This window comes from Sulfitobacter sp. DSM 110093, from assembly GCF_022788715.1.
In the GTDB taxonomy this organism is placed as follows: domain Bacteria; phylum Pseudomonadota; class Alphaproteobacteria; order Rhodobacterales; family Rhodobacteraceae; genus Sulfitobacter.
The window spans coordinates 1,232,141-1,251,655 of sequence record NZ_CP085167.1 but is presented as its reverse complement, the minus strand read 5'-3'; the positions used below and the strand labels follow the sequence as shown (position 1 = coordinate 1,251,655).

The 19,515-nt window shown below is 61.5% G+C and carries 20 protein-coding genes; 5 read left to right on the top strand and 15 right to left on the bottom strand.

Annotation, left to right across the window (positions count from 1 at the left end; genetic code table 11):
• Window positions 1–14: 14 nt before the first annotated feature.
• The 12 genes from DSM110093_RS06020 to DSM110093_RS05965 all read right to left on the bottom strand — a co-directional run bounded on the left by DSM110093_RS06020 (window position 15) and on the right by DSM110093_RS05965 (window position 11,425).
• The gene (locus DSM110093_RS06020; RefSeq protein ID WP_243267142.1) at window positions 15–629 is read right to left on the bottom strand and encodes an NADH-quinone oxidoreductase subunit B; all 615 of its coding nucleotides are present in this window, start codon (window positions 627–629) and stop codon (window positions 15–17) included.
• Window positions 620–985 (bottom strand): NADH-quinone oxidoreductase subunit A, encoded by a 366-nt coding sequence (locus DSM110093_RS06015; protein ID WP_067263411.1) that lies wholly within the window; start codon window positions 983–985, stop codon window positions 620–622. The genes DSM110093_RS06020 and DSM110093_RS06015 overlap by 10 nt, the downstream gene beginning before the upstream one ends.
• Before the next feature lie 162 nt (window positions 986–1,147).
• Window positions 1,148–1,930 (bottom strand): crotonase/enoyl-CoA hydratase family protein, encoded by a 783-nt coding sequence (locus DSM110093_RS06010; RefSeq protein WP_243267141.1) that lies wholly within the window; start codon window positions 1,928–1,930, stop codon window positions 1,148–1,150.
• Window position 1,931: 1 nt separating this feature from the next.
• On the bottom strand, window positions 1,932–2,786 hold the full coding sequence (locus DSM110093_RS06005) for a hydroxymethylglutaryl-CoA lyase (RefSeq protein ID WP_243267140.1): 855 nt from the start codon (window positions 2,784–2,786) through the stop codon (window positions 1,932–1,934).
• A 39-nt stretch (window positions 2,787–2,825) separates the two neighbouring features.
• Window positions 2,826–3,494 carry a glutathione S-transferase family protein gene (locus DSM110093_RS06000; RefSeq protein ID WP_243262746.1) on the bottom strand — a complete coding sequence of 223 codons (669 nt, stop codon included), beginning with the start codon at window positions 3,492–3,494 and terminating at the stop codon, window positions 2,826–2,828.
• The gene (locus DSM110093_RS05995; RefSeq protein ID WP_243267139.1) at window positions 3,491–5,437 is read right to left on the bottom strand and encodes an acetyl/propionyl/methylcrotonyl-CoA carboxylase subunit alpha; all 1,947 of its coding nucleotides are present in this window, start codon (window positions 5,435–5,437) and stop codon (window positions 3,491–3,493) included. The genes DSM110093_RS06000 and DSM110093_RS05995 overlap by 4 nt, the downstream gene beginning before the upstream one ends.
• Before the next feature lie 84 nt (window positions 5,438–5,521).
• A complete protein-coding gene (locus tag DSM110093_RS05990) occupies window positions 5,522–7,126 on the bottom strand; it encodes a carboxyl transferase domain-containing protein (RefSeq protein WP_243267138.1) in 1,605 nt (534 codons plus the stop codon).
• Window positions 7,123–8,625 (bottom strand): AMP-binding protein, encoded by a 1,503-nt coding sequence (locus DSM110093_RS05985; protein WP_243267137.1) that lies wholly within the window; start codon window positions 8,623–8,625, stop codon window positions 7,123–7,125. Before DSM110093_RS05985 ends, DSM110093_RS05990 begins: the two co-directional genes overlap by 4 nt.
• A 1-nt stretch (window position 8,626) precedes the next feature.
• Window positions 8,627–9,343 (bottom strand): flavodoxin family protein, encoded by a 717-nt coding sequence (locus tag DSM110093_RS05980; protein ID WP_243267136.1) that lies wholly within the window; start codon window positions 9,341–9,343, stop codon window positions 8,627–8,629.
• Window positions 9,336–9,737, bottom strand: a complete 402-nt coding sequence (locus DSM110093_RS05975; RefSeq protein WP_243267135.1) for a DUF1622 domain-containing protein — start codon at window positions 9,735–9,737, stop codon at window positions 9,336–9,338. Before DSM110093_RS05975 ends, DSM110093_RS05980 begins: the two co-directional genes overlap by 8 nt.
• A 42-nt stretch (window positions 9,738–9,779) precedes the next feature.
• On the bottom strand, window positions 9,780–10,265 hold the full coding sequence (locus DSM110093_RS05970) for a lysozyme inhibitor LprI family protein (RefSeq protein ID WP_243267134.1): 486 nt from the start codon (window positions 10,263–10,265) through the stop codon (window positions 9,780–9,782).
• Window positions 10,265–11,425 (bottom strand): isovaleryl-CoA dehydrogenase, encoded by a 1,161-nt coding sequence (locus tag DSM110093_RS05965; RefSeq protein ID WP_243267133.1) that lies wholly within the window; start codon window positions 11,423–11,425, stop codon window positions 10,265–10,267. The genes DSM110093_RS05970 and DSM110093_RS05965 overlap by 1 nt, the downstream gene beginning before the upstream one ends.
• 148 nt (window positions 11,426–11,573) lie before the next feature.
• Here DSM110093_RS05965 and DSM110093_RS05960 point away from each other — a divergent pair, with 148 nt between their 5' ends.
• On the top strand, window positions 11,574–12,050 hold the full coding sequence (locus DSM110093_RS05960) for a pyridoxamine 5'-phosphate oxidase family protein (protein WP_243267132.1): 477 nt from the start codon (window positions 11,574–11,576) through the stop codon (window positions 12,048–12,050).
• Here the strand turns inward: DSM110093_RS05960 and DSM110093_RS05955 are convergent.
• Both DSM110093_RS05955 and DSM110093_RS05950 read right to left on the bottom strand, forming a co-directional pair.
• Window positions 12,047–13,246 carry an aminotransferase class I/II-fold pyridoxal phosphate-dependent enzyme gene (locus tag DSM110093_RS05955; RefSeq protein WP_243267131.1) on the bottom strand — a complete coding sequence of 400 codons (1,200 nt, stop codon included), beginning with the start codon at window positions 13,244–13,246 and terminating at the stop codon, window positions 12,047–12,049. The two genes, DSM110093_RS05960 and DSM110093_RS05955, sit on opposite strands and share 4 nt — an antisense overlap.
• Window positions 13,246–13,920, bottom strand: coding sequence for an HAD-IIIA family hydrolase (locus DSM110093_RS05950; RefSeq protein WP_243267130.1), 675 nt, complete (start codon window positions 13,918–13,920; stop codon window positions 13,246–13,248). Before DSM110093_RS05950 ends, DSM110093_RS05955 begins: the two co-directional genes overlap by 1 nt.
• Before the next feature lie 138 nt (window positions 13,921–14,058).
• Here DSM110093_RS05950 and glmU point away from each other — a divergent pair, with 138 nt between their 5' ends.
• From glmU to DSM110093_RS05935, 3 genes are read left to right on the top strand one after another with little or no spacing between them, the layout of a single operon-like run.
• Entirely contained in the window at window positions 14,059–15,411 is a 1,353-nt protein-coding gene (gene glmU / locus DSM110093_RS05945) for a bifunctional UDP-N-acetylglucosamine diphosphorylase/glucosamine-1-phosphate N-acetyltransferase GlmU (RefSeq protein WP_243267129.1), read from the top strand.
• Between the two features lie 2 nt (window positions 15,412–15,413).
• Window positions 15,414–17,234: a glutamine--fructose-6-phosphate transaminase (isomerizing) gene (glmS, locus tag DSM110093_RS05940; RefSeq protein WP_243267128.1), complete on the top strand. Its 1,821-nt coding sequence runs from the start codon at window positions 15,414–15,416 to the stop codon at window positions 17,232–17,234.
• Complete coding sequence (locus DSM110093_RS05935; RefSeq protein ID WP_243267127.1) at window positions 17,231–17,929, top strand: DNA alkylation repair protein; 699 nt, start codon at window positions 17,231–17,233, stop codon at window positions 17,927–17,929. The genes glmS and DSM110093_RS05935 overlap by 4 nt, the downstream gene beginning before the upstream one ends.
• A gap of 4 nt (window positions 17,930–17,933) precedes the next feature.
• Here DSM110093_RS05935 and DSM110093_RS05930 read toward each other — a convergent pair whose 3' ends face one another.
• On the bottom strand, window positions 17,934–18,422 hold the full coding sequence (locus tag DSM110093_RS05930) for a hypothetical protein (RefSeq protein WP_243267126.1): 489 nt from the start codon (window positions 18,420–18,422) through the stop codon (window positions 17,934–17,936).
• An 85-nt stretch (window positions 18,423–18,507) separates the two neighbouring features.
• On the opposite strand from DSM110093_RS05930, the gene moaA reads away from it, so the two are divergent.
• Complete coding sequence (gene moaA, locus DSM110093_RS05925; protein ID WP_243267125.1) at window positions 18,508–19,515, top strand: GTP 3',8-cyclase MoaA; 1,008 nt, start codon at window positions 18,508–18,510, stop codon at window positions 19,513–19,515.

Below are 19,515 nucleotides of genomic sequence, written 5' to 3'. Positions count from 1 at the left end.
CGCAGGCCCTTGTCTTAGCGCACAATTGTCCCGGTGCGGCGGATTTTACGCTGCAACTGGAGGATACCATAAAGCAGTGCTTCCGCCGTCGGCGGGCAGCCGGGCACATAGACGTCAACCGGCACGATCCGGTCACAGCCGCGCACCACCGAATAGCTGTAGTGGTAATAGCCGCCGCCATTGGCACAGGACCCCATTGAGATCACATAGCGCGGCTCTGGCATCTGGTCGTAGACCTTACGCAGCGCCGGGGCCATTTTGTTGGTCAGCGTGCCCGCCACGATCATCAGATCCGACTGGCGCGGAGAGGCGCGAGGGGCGGTGCCGAAACGCTCAAGGTCATAGCGCGGCATGGAACTGTGCATCATCTCAACCGCGCAGCAGGCCAGACCAAAGGTCATCCAGTGCAAGCTGCCGGTGCGCGCCCAGTTGATGATGTCTTCGGTCGAGGTCAGCAGAAAGCCTTTGTCCTGCAATTCGGCATTCAGGCTTTGTGTGGCAACCTCAGGGTCAGGCCCCGCGCCGTATTGGCCGTAGGCTGCTGGAGCAGACGCACCGGATTTCACCCGCGGGCTTTGGTGGCCATCGCCCATCACCGGGGTGACCAATCCATCATCCTTTACTGCCATTCGAGCGCTCCCTTCTTCCATTCATAGGCAAAGCCCGCCGTCAGCACGCCCAAGAACACCATCATTGACCAAAAGCCCACCATGCTCACCTCTTTGAAGGCCACGGCCCAAGGGAAGAGGAAGGCGATTTCGAGGTCGAAGATGATGAAGAGGATCGACACCAGATAGAAACGCACGTCGAATTTCATCCGCGCGTCGTCAAAAGCGTTGAACCCGCATTCATAGGCCGAGACCTTTTCCGGGTCAGGGTTGCGCACAGCCACCACCACAGCGGCGAGGATCAGCACAAGGCCAAGGCCAATCGCCACGGCCAGAAAAACGAGGATGGGCAGGTATTCCCGCAGCATGTCGTCCAAGGGGATGCTCCTTTCGCGGTGCGCGGCAATCGAAAGGGGTCCGAGCCCCGCGCAGACAAACTTGGAATGGGTTTAACTCTGCCGGTGGGTAGGGTCAACGGGCCAAGCCCGCATATTGCTGCCCGCCCCGCTTCAATACCGTCAAATCGTCTGCGCTGCGCGTTAGATCACCCAAGCTGCCTTGCGCTTGTCGAAAAATGCACCGATTCCTTCGGCTGCTTCTTCGGTTTCCCAGCGTGCGGCCAGCGCATCGATGGACAGTTTTACCGCCTCGGGTGTGGCGATTCCGCCTAAGTCCTGCGCGAGCTTCTTGGCTGCCGCAACGGCACCTGGTGCGCAAGAGAGATAGGGCACGACTTCGGCCTCAATCGCCGCGTCGAGTTCGTCGGCCGGAACGGCACGGGCGAGCAGCCCCAGATCAACGGCCTCTGCCGCGCCAAATAGCCGCGCAGACATAAAGACCCGCCGCGCCCGCCCCTCGCCCATCCGCGCCAGAACGTAAGGCCCGATTGTCGCCGGGATGATGCCAAGGCGTGTCTCGGTGAACCCCATCTTGAGGGTATCTACCCCCACGGCCACGTCACAAACAGAAGCCATACCAACCCCGCCGCCAAAGGCATTGCCTTGCAGTTTGCCGATAACCGGCTTTGGCAATGCGTTGAGCGCGCCCAGCATCGTCGCAAGTTTGCCCGCCTCAGCCGAGCGTGTCTCAGCATCCATATCCGCCTGATCGCGCATCCAGCCCAGATCACCACCCGCGCAAAATGATTTGCCCGCCCCGGTCAGCACCACCACACGCACCGCATCGTCACTGGCCAACTGACCCGCGGCATCGGTGAGGTCCGCCAGCATCTGCGCCGACATGGCATTGTGCTTTTCCGGTCGGTTCAAGGTGAGCGTCGCCACCCCACGCGAGTCGGTTTCAATCGTCAAAGTCTCGTACATGTCAGCCTCGCATTGCCCGCGCCATTTCGGCGGCTTCCAGCACCACCGCCTGATCGACGCCGGTGTCATACCCCAGTGCCGTCAGATGTTCATTCACCGCCTCGGTGGCGACATTGCCCGCCGCGCCGGGCGCATAGGGGCAACCGCCCAAACCGCCAACCGCCGCGTCAAAGACCCGCACGCCCATCGACAGGGACGCGTCGATATTCGACATCGCCCGACCGTGGGTGTCATGATAATGCCCCGCCAAGCGCCCCACCGGCACCACGTCACGCACTGCTAGCAGCATCCGCGCGATGCTGTCGGGAGTGCCCGCGCCGATGGTGTCGCCAAGGGACACTTCGTAGCAGCCCATCGCGAACAGCTTATCCGCCACCCGCGCCACGTCAGCCGGGGCAACTTTGCCGTCATAAGGGCATTCAACCACGCAAGAGACATAACCCCGGACCGGCATGTCGATATGACGTGCTTCTTCAAGGATCGGCGCGAATCGCTCAAATGCCTCCTCAATACTGGTATTGATGTTCTTCTGACTGAACCCTTCGGAGGCCGAGGCGAAAATCGCGATTTCGTCTGCCTTGGCCGCCACGGCGTCCTCGTAGCCGCGCATGTTGGGGGTCAGCGCGGCATAGCGAACACCCTCAGTGCGGCTAATGCCGCCCAGCACCTCGCCCGAGCCTGCCATTTGCGGCACCCATTTGGGGCTGACGAAACTCGCGCATTCGATCCGCCGAAAGCCTGCGGCGCTGAGCTTGTTCACCAGTGCTACCTTCTCGGCCACCGGTATCTCACGCTTCTCGTTTTGCAGGCCGTCCCGCGGGCCGACCTCGAAAATTTCACATGGTCCAAGGCTCATTGGCCGTTCTCCTCCGCTGTATTGCCCGCCTGCCCGGTCTTACTCAACCGGCCATGGCGCATAGAAATCCTGCGCGTACAACCGCCCCTCCTCGGGCAGTGCTTGTTCAAAGCTGTCACGCTCGGTAATCCGTTCATACCACGCCGCGACCGAGGGGTGGTCATCCAATTTCACGAAATGCCGCGCCATATAGACCGCTTGGCCCACCGAGATGTCAGCGGCTGAGAAACCAGAGGTCAGCAGGTAATCGCGGTTCTCCAGCGGCGTCGACAGACGGGCCTCAAGTGCATCATAGCATTTGGCAATGCGCGCGGCCTCAAGCTTCATTATGATGGGGCTGCGCATCGCATCTTCGCGCAGGGCGATATGCTGCTGGGTCAGCGCTGCTGCGTGCTGGCTGATCGTTTCAGCGAAATTCACCCAAACAAGCCACGCCATCCGGTCCGGGCTGCCGACCGAGCGGCCCATCCGATCAGGGGAGTAGCGTTCGCACAGGTACTGCGTGATCGCCCCCGTCTCAAACATTCGCTCGCCGTCAATCTCTAGCGCAGGCACGCGACCTGCCGGGGAGAGGATCAGATATTCCGGGTCGCGCAGGCTGCGGTCAAAGGCGTGGATTTTGACCTGAAATTCGATGTCATCCAACTCATGCAGCAGCCAGAGGGTGCGCATGGAACGGGTCTGTGGGCAGTGATGAAGTGTAATCATGCCGCATCCTCTGCTTCGGCTGCCAACCGGACAAGAGCGGCCCCCGCCTCAACTTGATCGCCCGGTTGGGCCAGCACTTCGGCCACCACGCCATCCCGCGCGGCCAGCAGCGAATGCTCCATCTTCATTGCTTCCAGCACCGCAAGCCGATCGCCTTTGGTCACGCTTTGGCCGACTTCGGCATCAATCGCGCGCACCAGACCGGGCATCGGTGCCTCGACGATATTGCCATCGCCGTGCGCACCAGCAGCCCGTGCCAGCGGGTCGACTACGTCAAAGACAATGCCGTAGGCATCAAACACCGTGACCACATTACCCGCGACCGAAACTGTCGGCGCGACATGGCCGTCAACCTTCCAACGCCCGCCAATCCGCTCAGCCCGTACCTCGCTGTCACCGACATTCCAAAGTTGCACGTCTTCCGACAGCACCCTGACCTTCAGCAGATGTTCCTCACCGTCACGCGCCAAGGTGACTTGCCGTCGCAAGGGCCGCCAAAGGTTAAACCCCGCTTCTGCCTGCGGCTGATCCAACCCAAGCGCCGCCATTGCCGCCCGCGCGAAATGCCGCGCCGGCACTTCAGGCTGGGTGGTCAGCGCATCAATGTCGCGCGCAATTAACCCGGTATCAACATCACCCTGCGCAAACCCTTCGTGACCCGCCAGCGCACCGAGGAACGCAAGGTTCGTCACCGTGCCGCCAACTTCGCAACCCGCCAGCGCCGCCCGGAGACGAGAGAGCGCCACATCGCGGGTCGGTCCATGGACGATGACCTTGGCAATCATCGGGTCATAGAAAGGGCTGATCGTATCGCCCGCCCGAACGCCGCTGTCGGCGCGGGTCTGGGGGGTGAAGTGTAGATGCGTCAGCGTGCCGGTTGCAGGCAAGAACCCTTTCGGCACATCCTCTGCATAGAGCCGCGCCTCAAAAGCGTGACCGTTGATCGTCAGCGCGTCCTGCGCCTTTGGCAGTGCCTCACCCGCGGCGACACGCAACTGCCATTCGACCAGATCAACGCCCGTGATCAGCTCAGTGACCGGGTGCTCTACCTGCAAACGCGTGTTCATCTCCATGAAAAAGAACCCGTCCGCCGACAGACCGCCTGATCCATCGACGATAAATTCCACCGTCCCCGCTCCGGCATAGCCGATCGCCTCGGCCGCGCGTACCGCAGCATCGCCCATCGCTGTGCGCATCTCTTCGGTCATGCCCGGCGCGGGGGCCTCTTCGATGACCTTTTGATGGCGTCGCTGCAGCGAGCAATCACGCTCAAACAAATGCACCGCGTTCGCGCCATCGCCAAAGACCTGCACTTCGATATGGCGCGGTTTGGTGACAAATTTCTCGACCAGCACATCAGAGTTGCCAAAGGCGGTCTTGGCCTCAGACCTAGCCGAATTGAGCGCCGCTTGAAATTCCGTCGCCTCTTCGACCAGCCGCATGCCCTTGCCGCCACCGCCTGCGACGGCCTTGATCAACACCGGATAACCAATCTTGCCGGCTTCTTCGGCCAGCAATGCGTCATCCTGATCCGCCCCGTGATAGCCCGGCACGACAGGCACGCCCGCCTCGACCATCAGTGCCTTGGCGGCATCTTTCAGCCCCATGGCCCGGATCGCCTTGGCCGAGGGCCCGATGAAGGTCAGGCCCGCGGCCTCAACCGCCTCCACGAAATCGGGGTTCTCACTCAAAAAGCCATAGCCCGGATGGATCGCCTGCGCGCCACTGTCGAGCGCCGCCTGAATGATTACATCGCCCTTGAGGTAACTCTTCGACGGTGCCGAGCCGCCAATATGCACAGCCGCATCCGCCATCTGTACATGTTTCGCCGCCGCGTCCGCATCGGAATATACCGCAACACAGCGCACCCCCATGGCCTGCGCCGTTTCCATTACCCGGCAAGCAATCTCACCCCGGTTCGCAATCAGGATCGTGTCAAACATGCTCTACCCTTTTCATCTCTTACTGGTTCCAAATATGCCCGGGGGGTCTGGGGGGCTGGCCCCCTAGTCGCCGCCCGCGACACATCACATCCGGAACAATCCAAATTTCGTCGGTTCAATCGGTGCATTTAAACTGGCCGTCAGGCTCAGATAGAGCACATCGCGGCTCTTGCGCGGATCAATGATTCCGTCATCCCACAGCCGGGCCGAGGCATAAAGCGGATGGCTCTGCTCCTCGAACATATCAATCGTCGGCTGTTTAAATGCGGTCTCTTCTTCCTCGGTCCAAGTGTCCCCGGCCCGCTCGATCGCGTCGCGTTTGACGGTGGCCAAGACGCCTGCCGCCTGCGCGCCGCCCATGACCGAGATCCGGCTGTTCGGCCAAGACCACAGGAAGCGCGGACGGTAGGCCCGGCCCGACATGCCATAGTTGCCCGCGCCAAAGGAACCGCCGACCAGCATGGTGATCTTGGGCACATTGGTCGTGGCCACTGCCGTCACCATCTTTGCGCCGTGCCGCGCGATGCCCTCGTTCTCGTACTTGCGGCCCACCATGAAGCCGGTGATGTTTTGCAGGAAAACCAGAGGGATATTTCGCTGGCTGCAAAGCTCCACGAAATGCGCGCCTTTCTGGGCGGCCTCCGAGAACAGCACGCCGTTGTTGGCAATGATGCCGATCGGGCAGCCCTTCACATGGGCGAAACCGCAGACCAGCGTCTCGCCAAAGCGGGATTTGAATTCGTCGAAGCGGCTGCCGTCCACCAACCGCATGATTACCTCGCGGATGTCGTAAGGTGTGCGCAAGTCGGCAGGCACCACGCCCAGCATCTCGGCCGGATCATAGGCGGGCTCTTCGGGGCTGGCCCAATCGACCGTTGTGGGTCTAGTTTTGTTAAGCTGCCCCACCGCGCGGCGGGCCAGCGCCAGTGCATGCGCATCATCTTCGGCGAGGTAATCGGCCACGCCGGACAGACGGGTGTGCACGTCTCCGCCCCCGAGGTCTTCGGCAGAAACCACCTCGCCCGTCGCCGCCTTCACCAGCGGCGGACCAGCGAGGAAGATCGTGCCCTGCTCCTTCACGATGATCGTCACGTCAGACATCGCAGGAACATAGGCGCCGCCCGCGGTGCAGGACCCCATGACCACGGCGATCTGAGCGATCCCCTTGGCGCTCATCCGCGCTTGGTTGTAAAAAATCGCGCCGAAATGGTCGCGGTCGGGAAAGACCTCATCTTGGTTCGGCAGGTTCGCCCCGCCCGAGTCCACCAGATAGATGCAGGGCAGATGGTTCGCCTCGGCAATCTCCTGTGCGCGGAGGTGTTTTTTCACCGTCATCGGGTAATAGGTGCCGCCCTTCACGGTGGCATCGTTGCAGACCACCATGACCTCATGGCCCTGTACCCGCCCGATGCCTGCGATCACACCCGCGGCAGGGGCCGCGCCGTCGTAAAGCCCATGTGCCGCCGTGGCGCCGATTTCCAGAAACGGGCTGCCGGGGTCGAGCAGGTTCGCCACCCGCTCTCTGGGGAGCATCTTGCCCCGGCTCTCATGCCGAGCACGGGATTTCTCGCCACCGCCGAGGGCTGCGGCCTCGGCGGCCTCGCGGACCTCGCTCAGCGCCTTCAGATGCGCCATCTCGTTGGCCTTGTAGGCATCCGAGGATGGCAGGGCTTGGGATGTCAGTCTCATGTCACGTCCTCATTTTCTCGCGCCGCCAGACGCTTTAGTTCTTTGCGGATCACCTTGCCGGTGACGGTCATCGGTAGGTCCTCCACGAATGCGATCTCGCGCGGGTAGGAATAGCTTGCGAGCCGGTTCTTGACCCAGTCTTGCAACTCTTTCGCGTCCACCTCAGCGCCGGGTTTCAGCACCACATAGGCTTTCACGATCTCGGTCCTGAGCGCATCGGGTTTGCCGACCACGCCGCAGGTCGCCACGGCGCTATGGGTCAGCAGACAGTCTTCGATCTCAGCCGGGCCGATGCGGTAGCCGGCGGAGGTGATCACATCATCCTCGCGGCCCACAAAGCGCAGATATTCACCCTCCCAGATGCCCCGGTCGCCGGTCAGCATCCAGTCGCCGTGGAACTTCGCTGCCGTCTCCTCGGGCCGGTTCCAGTAGCGCAGCATCATCGAGGGCGCGCCGCGGCGCACGGCCACGTCGCCCTCGGCATCGGTGGGGTAGCCGCCCTCATCCAGCACAGCGATCTCGAACCCCGGCACCGGCTTGCCGATGCAGCCGGGCTGCGCGGGGAAATCCATGCCGCAGCTTGAGGCCACCATGTTGCATTCAGTCTGGCCGTAGAACTCATTGATCTCCAGCCCGAAGGCTTTGCGGCCCCATGCCAGCATCTCGGCGCCCAAAGGCTCGCCGCCGCTGGCGACCGAACGCAGGCCGGGCAAGGACACGTCCGCGGCTTTCAGCATGCGAAGCGCCGTGGGCGGGAAAAAGACATTCTTCACCTCACCGCGTGCAATCACATCGGCGCAGCCTTCGACGGTGAACTTGGGCATCCGTGCGGCCACGACCGGCACGCCAAGTGCCAGCGCAGGCATCGCCACATCGAATAGCCCGCCGATCCATGCCCAATCCGCGGGCGTCCAAAGGCAATCGCCGTCTTTCCCAAGATGATCATGGCTGACCGAAACGCCCGGCAGATGGCCCGAAAGCACCCGATGCCCATGCAGCGCGCCCTTGGGCGTGCCGGTGGTCCCGGAGGTGTAGATCAGCACGGCGGGGTCTTCGGGGCCGACATCGGTGAAATCCACCGAAGCGCCTTCCCCGCCGACCTCTGCCGCGATCCATGGCGTTGCGAGATCACCCAATAGGTCCGCGCCCTCGGCATCGGTCAGCACAATCGCGCAGCCCGAGTCGCCGATACGGCTGGCCAGCGCGTCACGTTTGAACAGCTTGAACAGCGGCACAGAGATCGCGCCGATCTTCCAGATCGCCAGATGCGCCGCCGCGCACCATGGCGATTGGCTGAGCAAGACACCCACGCGGTCACCGGGGGCCACTTCGGCCTTCAGCGCGCGGGCCAGCCCATCGACCATCTCATGCAGCGCGCCATAGCTCACGTCGCGGCGGGCCGCGCCGGTCAGATCAATGATCGCCAAGGCGTCATCGGGCTGCGCCAAACATTGCGCGGCCATGTTGCCCTGCCAGATCGGCCAATCGTCCTGTGTCATATCAGCTTCGATACTCCGGGTTTTCGAAATCAAACCGCGCGCCCGCGTCCCAAGCGTTGCGGTCATTCCCTTTTTGAGGATAGCCGTCTGCCGCTTTCAGCATGCGCGCCAAATGCATTGTGTTCCAAGTCATGATCGTGGTGTTGCGCTGCGTGAATTCGTTGTCGAACCCTGCGCGCTTGCCGTCCACATCATCGCCATAAGACGGCCCCGGCCCTGCTTCGCCAATCCAGCCGCAATCGGCCTGTGGCGGGATAGTGTAGCCAAGGTGGTTCATCGCAAAACCGGTAGTCATGGCGACATGTTTGATGCCGTCCTCGTTCCCGGTGACCACGGTGCCGCCGACCTTTCCATAAAAGACCGACTGGCCCTTGTCGTTCAACTTGCCCGACATGGCATAGAGCCGTTCGATCAGCACCCGGCAGGTGCTGCTTTCCTCACCCAGCCACAGCGGCGTGCCGATAATCAGGATGTCGGCGGCGAGCACCTTTTCCCAGAGCGCGGGCCAGTCGTCGCGGTCCCAGCCGTGTTCGGTCATGTCCGGGTAGACGCCCGGTGGCACTTGATGGTCGAGCAGATAGAGGTGTTCGACGCTCACTCCCTGCGCCTTCATAATGCCCGCGCTGGCGTTCATCAGAAGTTGGGTATGGCTGTCGCCCGGTGTCTTCTTGAGCGAGCAGTTCACATAGAGCGCTTTGAGGTCGGAAAAGTCAGTCATCGCCGAGTTCCTTTTTCAGTTGCTCCAACTCCCGGTCGAGGAAGAAAGAGGTGATGGAGCGGATGATAACCAGCATCAACAAGAAGAGCAGGTCCGCAAAGCGCAGGCTGATCGCGGTGTGGATCACGTCTGACACGATAAAGAGTTCCAGCCCCGCAAGGATGTAGCGCCCTAATTCGATGCGCTCGCGGTTGGTGCGGCGGACCCGGTCTGGACCACTTTTCCCCACTTCGGCAATCGTAACCCCGGTAAGGAAACGTGCAGCCCCAATCAGCAGCAGGACAATTGCGGCAATATCGATCACCGCCGCGAGGATTTCAAAAATCTCGATCAACCAAGGCAGCGCGCCATGCAGCACCCCACCTTCGGTTTCCATTTCGATCAGATTATCCATGCCGGTCCCTCCGTCCCGTTTGGCGATTGCCCTGTGGCACAGTTAATAGGCCGCGCCCAGACGCAACGCCTGCGCCCCCGTCATCCGCATGAGACACGCCAGCGCCGCGGGGCCAGCGCCGGTGCCGCCACCCCACTTACTTCGCTCGTAAGCGCAGGCGGCATCGCGGAACGTAATCCACGCGCGTTGCATGTCACGCAGTGCTTCGGCTTGCTTCGGAAGTTCCGGTTGGTACAGGGTGGCGTCTTCGTCTGCCGCTTTCGCCCCCACCATCCGCGCACGGTAGTTTTCGTTCAACATTCCGTCCCAGAAGCCCAACTCACGGTTCAGACAACCGCCCATGCCATAGGTCGAATAGCCGCCCGGCGCATCCATGCAGACATTCGCGGATAGGCCGATGCATGCCCGCTGGTCGGCAAATTCCTCGGCCCTGGCAAGACAGCCCGCCGTGGCCTCATCGGAAAAGGTGATGTCCTGCGACGCTGCCGGCCCGGCCAATAGCACAACAGCCAACAGCGCGGCGCGCATCACATCGCCCCCATCATCTCACGGCCCACCAGCATGCGGCGGATCTCGGAAGTGCCTGCGCCGATCTCCATCAGCTTGGCATCGCGGAAGATACGGCCCACGGGATTGTCGCTGAGATAGCCCGCGCCGCCCATCGCCTGCACGGCCTGATGCGCCTGCACCATGGCCTGCTCAGAGGCATAGAGACAGCAAGCCGCCGCGTCTTGGCGCGTGACATCGCCCCGGTCGCAGGCCTGTGCCACGCTGTAGACGTAAGCCCGGGCCGAGTTCATCGCGGTGTACATATCCGCCATCTTGCCCTGCATCAGTTGGAAATCCCCGATGCGTTGGCCGAACTGCTTACGCTCGGCCATATAGGGCATGATCTCATCCAGACAGGCAGCCATGATGCCAAGGCCAATGCCGGCCAGCACCACACGCTCGTAATCAAGGCCCGACATTAAAACGCGCACGCCTTTGCCCTCTTCACCGAGGATATTCTCAAACGGCACTTCGCAATCTTCAAAGATCAACTCGGCGGTGTTCGAGCCGCGCATGCCAAGCTTGTCGAAATGGTTCGAGGTCGAAAAACCCTTCATCGACTTCTCGATCAGAAAGGCGGTGATGCCCTTTGAGCCAGCCTCGGGGTCGGTTTTGGCATAGACGACCAGCGTCTCGGCGTCGGGGCCATTGGTGATCCAGTATTTGTTGCCGTTCAGGCGGAAGTGATCGTTCCGCTTTTCGGCATTCAGCTTCATGCTGACCACGTCACTGCCCGCGCCCACTTCGGACATCGCCAGCGCGCCGACATGCTCGCCCGAGCAGAGTTTCGGCAGATACTGCGCCTTTTGCTCTGCCGTGCCGTTCAGCTTGATCTGGTTTACGCAGAGGTTGGAATGCGCACCATAAGACAGCGAGACCGAGGCCGAGGCGCGGGCGATCTCTTCAACCGCGACCGTGTGGGCGACGTAGCCAAGACCGGAGCCGCCAAATTCCTCTTCGACGGTCATGCCCAGCAGGCCCAACTCGCCCATCTCGGTCCAAAGTTCGGCGGGAAACTCATTGGATGTGTCGATCTCAGCGGCCATTGGTTTGACCCGCTCTTGCGCCCAGCGGTGCACCATGTCGCGCAGTGCGCCGACGTCCTCGCCCAGATCGAACTGCATACTTGCGTTAAACACGACTTCTCCCCCGATTTATTGAACGCTTGTTCATTACCTATCGCCCTGCCCGCGATGCGTCAAGCATCAGCACGTGGCGTCACGCGGAACCACGCTGCGCTGGCGCGGGTTGGACCAACAACTGATCAATAACAAAAGTGAGACTGACATGAGCGATGATCTGAAGAAAGAGTTTTGGGATCGACTGGACGATACCCGCGCCGGAATGCTGATGACCCAGACCGCCCGCGCGATCCCGATGACGCATTATATTGACGAAGACGACCGTTCGGCCGCCTTGTGGTTTATCACCGCCAAAGGCACCGATCTGGCGAAATCCGCCGAAGGCCGCGCCGCTGCGGAATACCTGATCGCCAGCAAGGACGAATCCCTTTGGGCACGGATCGACGGCCATGTCTCTGCCGTGACCAACCCGACGGAGTTGGACAAAATCTGGAACGCCATCGCAGGCGCATGGTTTGAGGACGGAAAGCAAGACCCGGATGTGCAACTGATCCGTTTTGATCTGACAGAGGCCGAGGTCTGGGCCACCGACGGCGGATTCAAGTTCCTCTATGAGATCGGAAAGGCCCAACTGACCGGCGAGAAACCCGACATGGGCAAACACGGCACCATTCGTTTCTAAAACGGTCCCGTTTGAAACACGGCACCTACCTCTGACCTGATGATCCGCGCAATTAAAGCGCAATCTTCCAGCGAAAAGGTTAGCGGGACACGCATATCGATCAAACCCGCCAGCACCGCATCGCTGGCGGGCATTTTTTCGACCTCAACATAGCGCCATGTATCATAGCGGCTGGTAAAGCCTACGGGCTCTGCCCTGCCGAACCACTTCAACTCGACACCTCGCGTGGCGCAGCGGGCAATCACCTCTTCCACCTGTGGCGCAGACCGGCCCTTGAGAAGGAATTGGATTGAAGAGCCGACGATATTTTCCGCCTCGGGCCGCTCAATCACCGAAAGCCCCGGCGTATCGCGCAGCCCTGTTTCTATCACCCGATAGCGTTCATTCCAGCGTGCCACCTGTTCCGGCAAGCGCCGCAATTGCGGGCGCAGGATCGCGGCGCGCAGATTGTCCATCCGGCCCGAGATATTGGGCGTCTCATACCGGATCGCCTCAAAAGCCTCCGGCCCCGGCGCGGCGGCGTGGCGGTCATAGAGCATATAGGACCCCGACAGCATGATCGCCCGCGCCGCGACCTCGGCGTCATCGGTGATCAACAAACCGCCTTCGCCCGCGTTCACATGTTTATAGGTCTGACAGGAAAAACAGCCGACTTTGCCTTGGGTGCCCGAAGCCTTGCCGTTCCAAGCCGCCCCCATCGTATGGGCGCAATCCTCAACCACCGCGATGCCATGCTGATCACAAAGCGCCGTCAGCGCGTCCATATCCACCAGATGCCCGCGCATATGGCTTAGAAGCAGCACATCGGCCTGATCCGCTTTGGCAGCCAGATCATCAAGGTCGATCACCAACCGCTCAGTCACGTCGACAAAAACCGGCACCGCCCCGAGCGCTGCAATCGCCCCCGGCACCGGAGCGAGCGTGAAGGCATTGGTCAGCACTCGGTCCCCCGGTTTCACCCCTACGGCCCGCAACGCGGTGGACATCGCATAGCCCCCCGACGCCACAGCGAGGCAATATTTGGAACCCATTATGGCGGCGAATTCTTGCTCCAGCAGCGCCACCTCGGCCACCTCGCCCGGCACGGTATTGTAGCGGTGCAAACGGCCACTGCGCATCACCGCCACCGCCGCCTCAATCGCCTCGTCAGGGATCGGCTCTTGCTGGGTGAAACTGCCGGTGAAGCGCTCGGCCATCAGGCGGCTTTGCCGATAAGCTGCTCAATAAGCCCCGGCAGGTCGACAAAATCATTCAGCAACGCCTCAGGCTCCAGCGCCGCCATATCCTCCCCCGAGGGGCCAAAGGTGACAAGCACACAGGGCACCCCCGCCGCGCGGGCGGTGTTGCGGTCGGTATCACTGTCGCCGATCAAAACGCACTGCGCCGGATCGCCGCCTGCCCGGCGAGCGGTTTCAAAAAGATGTTCCGGATCAGGCTTGCGCACGGCCACACTATCCGCCCCCAACATCGCGCCAAAGGCATCCCGCACGCCGAGCCGGGTGAGCAGCAGCTCCGCCAATGCTTCGGGTTTGTTGGTGCAGATCGCCACACGGTAGCCTGCGGCCTTCAGCGCGGCCACGGCCTCCATCGCGCCGGGGTAGAGGATCGTATGGGTGTCAATTTCGCGTTTATAGGCGTCAAGCAACATCGGATAGTAGCGGTCAATCGTCGCCGCATCATTAGCGCGGCCAAGTTTTTTCATGCCCAACGTGAGCATTGCCCGCCCGCCGCGCAGCGCGGTGCCCGCATCTTCTGCATGGACCAGCACATCGCCCTCGCCCATGTCGCGGAAACAGGCATTGGCGGCGGCGATCAGATCGCCCGAGGTATCGGCCAACGTGCCGTCGAGATCGAAAACGACTGTCTTCATTGGGTACTCCTTGGGCGGAACCCCGCCTTGCAAAATGGCTTCGTGTTGCAGACCGCAACCTAGTTTGATGGGCGGTGGCCTTGCGCCTTTGTGCGAAGCGCGTAAAGAGAATGCAAGCTGAAGGACAAAGAGATTTACATGGATACTGCACTGATCATCCTTGCCGCAGGCAAGGGGACACGGATGAACTCGGACCTGCCGAAGGTGCTGCACCGGGTCGCCTCTGCCCCGTTGCTGGAACACGCTATGGCTGCGGGCGCTATGCTCGCTCCGCGTCATACGGTGGTGGTGGCGGGCCATGGTGCTGATCAGGTGCGTGCGGCGGCCACCCTCTTTGACGAGGATGCGCAGGTGGTCGAGCAGACCGAGCAGCTAGGCACAGCCCATGCGGTGGCCCAGGCCCGCCCGGCGCTGGACGGGTTCGACGGCATGGCGCTGGTGCTCTATGGCGATACCCCTTTCGTCCAACCTGAAACACTCGAAAAGATGCAAGAGGCGCTTGCGAACCATGATGTGGTGGTTCTGGGGTTCGAGGCCGCAGATCCCGCCCGCTATGGCCGGCTGGTGATGCAGGGCGACGCGCTGGAGCGGATCGTCGAATTCAAGGACGCCTCTCCGGAGGAACGCGCCATCACCCTGTGCAACTCTGGCGTCGTGGCCTGTAAATCCGAACTGCTGTTCGATTTGATCGACAAAGTTGGCAACGACAACGCTTCCGAAGAATACTACCTCACCGATATCATCGGCCTCGCCCGCGCCGAGGGGCGCAGTGCGACCGTTGTTACCTGTGCCGAGGCCGAGACGATGGGCGTGAACTCCCGCGCGGACCTCGCTCGGGCCGAGGCTGCGTTCCAATCCCGCGCCCGTGCGCTTTTGATGGAGGACGGCGTGACACTGATCGCGCCTGAAACCGTTTTTCTTGCCCGCGATACCTATATTGGCCGCGACACAGTGGTGGAGCCGAATGTCGTCTTCGGCCCGAATGTCACCGTTGAATCCGGCACCACGATCCGCGCCTTCTCGCACCTCGAGGGTTGCCATGTCTCACGCGGCGGCGTGGTCGGCCCTTACGCCCGCCTGCGCCCCGGCGCGGAACTGGCCGAAGACGTGCGCATCGGCAACTTTGTCGAAGTAAAGAACGCTCAGATCGCCGAAGGGGCCAAAGTGAACCATCTGAGTTACATTGGCGATGCGACCGTTGGCGCGCGGAGCAACATCGGGGCGGGCACGATCACCTGCAATTATGACGGGGTGATGAAACATCACACCACCATCGGCGCGGGCGCATTCATTGGGTCGAACACGATGCTGGTCGCACCCGTCACCATCGGTGACGGGGCCATGACGGGCAGCGGGTCAGTCATCACATCGGACGTGGAACCAGAGGCGCTGGCTCTGTCCCGCGCCCCGCAGGTCGAAAAACCCGGTATGGCGCGCAAAATGTTCGATATTCTAAAGGCCAAGAAGGCGAAAATGCAGAGGGGCAGCTAAAAATGTGTGGAATTGTAGGGGTGCTCGGCAACCACGAAGTTGCGCCTATCCTCGTTGAATCGCTCAAACGTCTTGAATATCGCGGCTACGACAGCGCGGGCATTGCCACGCTGAACGACGGCAAACTCGACCGACGCCGCGCTCTGGGCAAACTGGTGAACCTCTCTGATGCGCTGGTGCATGACCCACTGGCGGGGAAGTCCGGCATCGGTCACACCCGCTGGGCCACCCATGGCGCACCCAGCGTGACCAATGCGCACCCGCACCAAGCCGGGCCCGTGGCCGTGGTACACAACGGGATCATTGAAAACTTCCGCGAACTGCGGGCCGAATTAGCTGAGCATGGCGTGCAGGCGGTCACAGAGACCGACACCGAAACCGTCGCCCTCCTGACCCAACACCACATGGCTCAGGGTGCAGGCCCTATTGAAGCGGCCAAGCAGACCCTTGCTCGGCTTGAGGGTGCCTTCGCGCTGGCCTTCCTTTTCGATGGGCATGAAGACCTGCTTATCGCCGCGCGCAAGGGCTCGCCCCTCGCCATCGGCTACGGTGAAGGCGAAATGTACGTCGGCAGCGACGCAATTGCGCTCGCCCCGCTGACCAACCGCATTGCCTATCTCGAAGAAGGTGACTGCGCCGTGATCACCCGCACCTCGGTCGAAATCACCGATCGAAACGGTACAATCGTCAATCGCGCGATTAAAACTGTGCAAGTTGACAGCACCCGCATCGACAAGGCTGGCCACAAGCATTTCATGGCTAAGGAAATCGCTGAACAGCCCGGCGTGATCGGTGCAGCGATCGGCCATTATCTGACGCCCGAAGGCGAGATCAACATCAGCACACAAGACATTGATTTTTCGCAGTTCGATCGGATCATCATGGTGGCTTGCGGCACCGCGTCTTATGCGTGCCTTACGGCGAAATACTGGTTTGAGCAGATCGCCCGCCTGCCCGTTGAAGTCGATGTGGCATCCGAGTTCCGCTACCGCGAGCCGCCAATCCCGCCGCGTACATTGGCCATTTTTGTCAGCCAGTCAGGAGAGACCGCCGACACGCTCGCCGCGCTGCGGTATTGCGAAGGCAAGGCAGCGCGCATTCTTTCCGTCGTCAACGTACCCGAAAGCTCCATCGCTCGTGAAAGTGACTACGCCCTGCCGATCCATGCCGGCGTCGAAGTTGGGGTCGCCTCGACCAAGGCCTTCACTTGTCAATTGGTCGTCCTGTTTGCGCTGGTACTTAAAGCCGCGCGTGACCGCGAAGCGATCACCGCTGAGACCTTTGCAGATCACATCTCAGGCCTGCGAGGGTTGCCCGCGATCGTCAGCACAGCGCTTGAGCAGAACAACACGATGCAAGAAGCCGCACTTAAACTTTCACACGCGCGCGATGTGCTGTTCTTGGGTCGGGGTCAGATGTACCCCCTCGCACTAGAAGGGGCGCTAAAGCTGAAGGAAATTAGCTACATACACGCCGAAGCTTATGCATCGGGTGAACTGAAGCACGGCCCCATCGCACTGGTGGATGAGCATGTTCCGGTGGTCGTCATGGCCCCCCGCGATGCGCTGTTCGACAAGACCGTCAGCAATATGCAAGAGGTCATGGCCCGAAAGGGCAAGGTGATCTTGATCTCGGATTCCAAAGGTCAGGCCGAAGCTAATGAGGGCGTCTGGTTCAGCATCGAAATGCCCCCAGTTCCCGATGCGCTTGCCCCGATCCTCTATGCCATTCCGGCGCAGTTGCTGGCCTATCACACCGCCGTTGCCAAAGGCACGGATGTCGATCAACCCCGCAATCTGGCGAAATCGGTGACAGTCGAATGATTATTGAAACCGCTCTGGAAGAACTTGAAACGCAGGCCAACCCGGCCCGGGCCGAAGAAATGCGCGCCTATCACAAGGCCGACCGTCGTTACCTTGGGCTAACAAACCCGCAAATCGCCGAACTCACACAGGCTTGGCGCGAGGCGCTTGATGTTGAGGGCCGTGTCGCCCTTGCCGACGGGCTGTGGCAGTCGGACATCTTTGAGGCGCGCGTTGCTGCCGCCAAACTGCTGACCCAAGCACGGCTGCGGCCCGACGATCAGGCAGCTTGGGCGCTAATCGCCAGTTGGACCCCTGATTTTGATAGTTGGGCAATTGCCGATCATGCCAGCATGGCGGCGCAGAAACGTCTGGCGGCTGAGCCCTCCCGCCTTGATGAATTGGAAAGCTGCGTCGCCTCCGACCACCTTTGGACGCGACGTGCGGTGCTGGTGTCGACCCTGCCGTGGACCAAGCAGAACAACCCAAAGCCCGAGGAACTCGACGCGCGCGACCGCATCCTCGGCTGGGCGGCAACAATGGTTCCAGATCACCGCCAGTTCATCCAAAAGGCAATCGGCGCTTGGCTGCGCGACCTGTCGAAACACGACCCCGAGCGGACCCGCGCCTTTATCGCGGCGCATGGGGAAGCGATGAAACCTGTCGCGGTAAAAGAAGCGCTGCGCCTGCTGAAAAAGTCAGAAGGCACAGGCTGATCCCCTAACCTTCGGCCGACACTTCGACCGTAGTAAGGTCCGTCAGCGAGGCGCCGATCAAACGCAAGGCGGGCAGCGACATACGGCTGCCTGCCGTCGATGGCCCCTCGAGTGGGATCAGCGTCACGGCGGCCGATTTACCCGTGGCGGGGTTGGTCACGCGGCCGGGCTGCTCGGATTTCACGAGGGGCGTTTTCAACCACAGCCCCGGCTCTGCCGCGCTGCCAAGGCTGACCACAGTCGTTCCCAAAACAGAACCGGCGCTGGTCGGGGCGCGGGTGGCGGCTTCGCGCTCTGCCGCTGTTGTCGTATCCAGCGCCTCTGCACTGCTGCCGGACGCCGCGATTGGTGCGGCAGTGGGCGCAGGCGCCGCGGCCTCTGCCGATACGGATGCCGTTTCGGGTTGGGCGCGTTCTATCCCAAAACGGTCAGCCAGATTACTACAGCCAGCGGAGGCGGCCACGATGAAAAGCGGGATAATAATACGTGTCATGCCGCCAGACTATCTGCGCCCTACCCCCTTATCAATCGCCCAAATGCCGCTTGCCCCGCAGTGGGCGGAGCATTACCTATAAGGCATGACAGCACCCCTTATTGACCCTTTCATGCGCGCGATCACCTACTTGCGCGTCTCCGTCACCGACCGCTGCGATTTTCGCTGCGTCTACTGCATGTCGGAGAACATGACCTTTCTGCCCAAGAAGGAACTCCTCACGCTGGAGGAGTTGGACCGTTTGTGCAGCAACTTCGTCAATCTGGGCGTTGAGAAACTGCGCATCACCGGCGGGGAGCCTTTGGTGCGGCGCGGGATCATGACCTTCTTTGAAGGGATGAAACGGCATCTCGACAGTGGCGCGCTGAAGGAGCTGACGTTGACCACCAACGGCAGCCAGCTGGAACGCTTCGCCGACGATCTCTATGCCGCCGGGGTGCGCCGGGTAAATGTCTCGCTCGACACGCTAGACGAGCAAAAGTTCGCAGATATCACCCGCTGGGGCCGTCTGCCGCAGGTGCTGCGCGGGATCGATGCGGCGCAACGTGCAGGGCTGAAGATCAAGATCAACGCCGTGGCGCTCAAGGGTTTCAACGAGCCCGAGCTGCCGCGCATCACCGAATGGTGCGCCGAGCGTGGGATTGATCTGACTTGGATCGAAGTCATGCCGATGGGTGATCTGGGCAACGAAGATCGCTTTGGTCAGTTCTGGTCGCTGAAAGACGTGCGCGCGCGCTATGCGGAGCATTACACCGTTACCGATCTGGCCGAGCGTACCGGGGGCCCGGCCCGCTACGTACGTCTCGAAGAGACGGGGCAGAAGATCGGCTTCATCACCCCGTTGAGCCATAACTTCTGCGAAAGCTGCAACCGTGTTCGGGTGACCTGTACGGGTGAGATTTTCATGTGTCTGGGGCAAGAAGACGTGGCCGATCTGCGTGCCCCGCTGCGCGATCACCCCGATACGGATGTGCCGCTGCAAGAGGCGATCCGCGCGGCGATCGACCGCAAGCCGAAGGGGCATGATTTCGACTATTCCCGCCAGCGCGTCGACGGTCAGATGCCGCGCCACATGAGCCATACGGGCGGCTGA

Excerpts from the sequence above, each read along its gene's own strand:
- DSM110093_RS06020 (WP_243267142.1), bottom strand. The coding sequence starts at position 629 with ATGGCAGTAAAGGATGATGGATTGGTCACCCCGGTGATGGGCGATGGC.
- DSM110093_RS06010 (WP_243267141.1), bottom strand. The coding sequence starts at position 1,930 with ATGTACGAGACTTTGACGATTGAAACCGACTCGCGTGGGGTGGCGACG.
- DSM110093_RS06005 (WP_243267140.1), bottom strand. The coding sequence starts at position 2,786 with ATGAGCCTTGGACCATGTGAAATTTTCGAGGTCGGCCCGCGGGACGGC.
- DSM110093_RS06000 (WP_243262746.1), bottom strand. The coding sequence starts at position 3,494 with ATGATTACACTTCATCACTGCCCACAGACCCGTTCCATGCGCACCCTC.
- DSM110093_RS05995 (WP_243267139.1), bottom strand. The coding sequence starts at position 5,437 with ATGTTTGACACGATCCTGATTGCGAACCGGGGTGAGATTGCTTGCCGG.
- DSM110093_RS05990 (WP_243267138.1), bottom strand. The coding sequence starts at position 7,126 with ATGAGACTGACATCCCAAGCCCTGCCATCCTCGGATGCCTACAAGGCC.
- DSM110093_RS05985 (WP_243267137.1), bottom strand. The coding sequence starts at position 8,625 with ATGACACAGGACGATTGGCCGATCTGGCAGGGCAACATGGCCGCGCAA.
- DSM110093_RS05980 (WP_243267136.1), bottom strand. The coding sequence starts at position 9,343 with ATGACTGACTTTTCCGACCTCAAAGCGCTCTATGTGAACTGCTCGCTC.
- DSM110093_RS05975 (WP_243267135.1), bottom strand. The coding sequence starts at position 9,737 with ATGGATAATCTGATCGAAATGGAAACCGAAGGTGGGGTGCTGCATGGC.
- DSM110093_RS05970 (WP_243267134.1), bottom strand. The coding sequence starts at position 10,265 with ATGCGCGCCGCGCTGTTGGCTGTTGTGCTATTGGCCGGGCCGGCAGCG.
- DSM110093_RS05960 (WP_243267132.1), top strand. The coding sequence starts at position 11,574 with ATGAGCGATGATCTGAAGAAAGAGTTTTGGGATCGACTGGACGATACC.
- DSM110093_RS05955 (WP_243267131.1), bottom strand. The coding sequence starts at position 13,246 with ATGGCCGAGCGCTTCACCGGCAGTTTCACCCAGCAAGAGCCGATCCCT.
- DSM110093_RS05950 (WP_243267130.1), bottom strand. The coding sequence starts at position 13,920 with ATGAAGACAGTCGTTTTCGATCTCGACGGCACGTTGGCCGATACCTCG.
- glmU (WP_243267129.1), top strand. The coding sequence starts at position 14,059 with ATGGATACTGCACTGATCATCCTTGCCGCAGGCAAGGGGACACGGATG.
- glmS (WP_243267128.1), top strand. The coding sequence starts at position 15,414 with ATGTGTGGAATTGTAGGGGTGCTCGGCAACCACGAAGTTGCGCCTATC.
- DSM110093_RS05935 (WP_243267127.1), top strand. The coding sequence starts at position 17,231 with ATGATTATTGAAACCGCTCTGGAAGAACTTGAAACGCAGGCCAACCCG.
- DSM110093_RS05930 (WP_243267126.1), bottom strand. The coding sequence starts at position 18,422 with ATGACACGTATTATTATCCCGCTTTTCATCGTGGCCGCCTCCGCTGGC.
- moaA (WP_243267125.1), top strand. The coding sequence starts at position 18,508 with ATGACAGCACCCCTTATTGACCCTTTCATGCGCGCGATCACCTACTTG.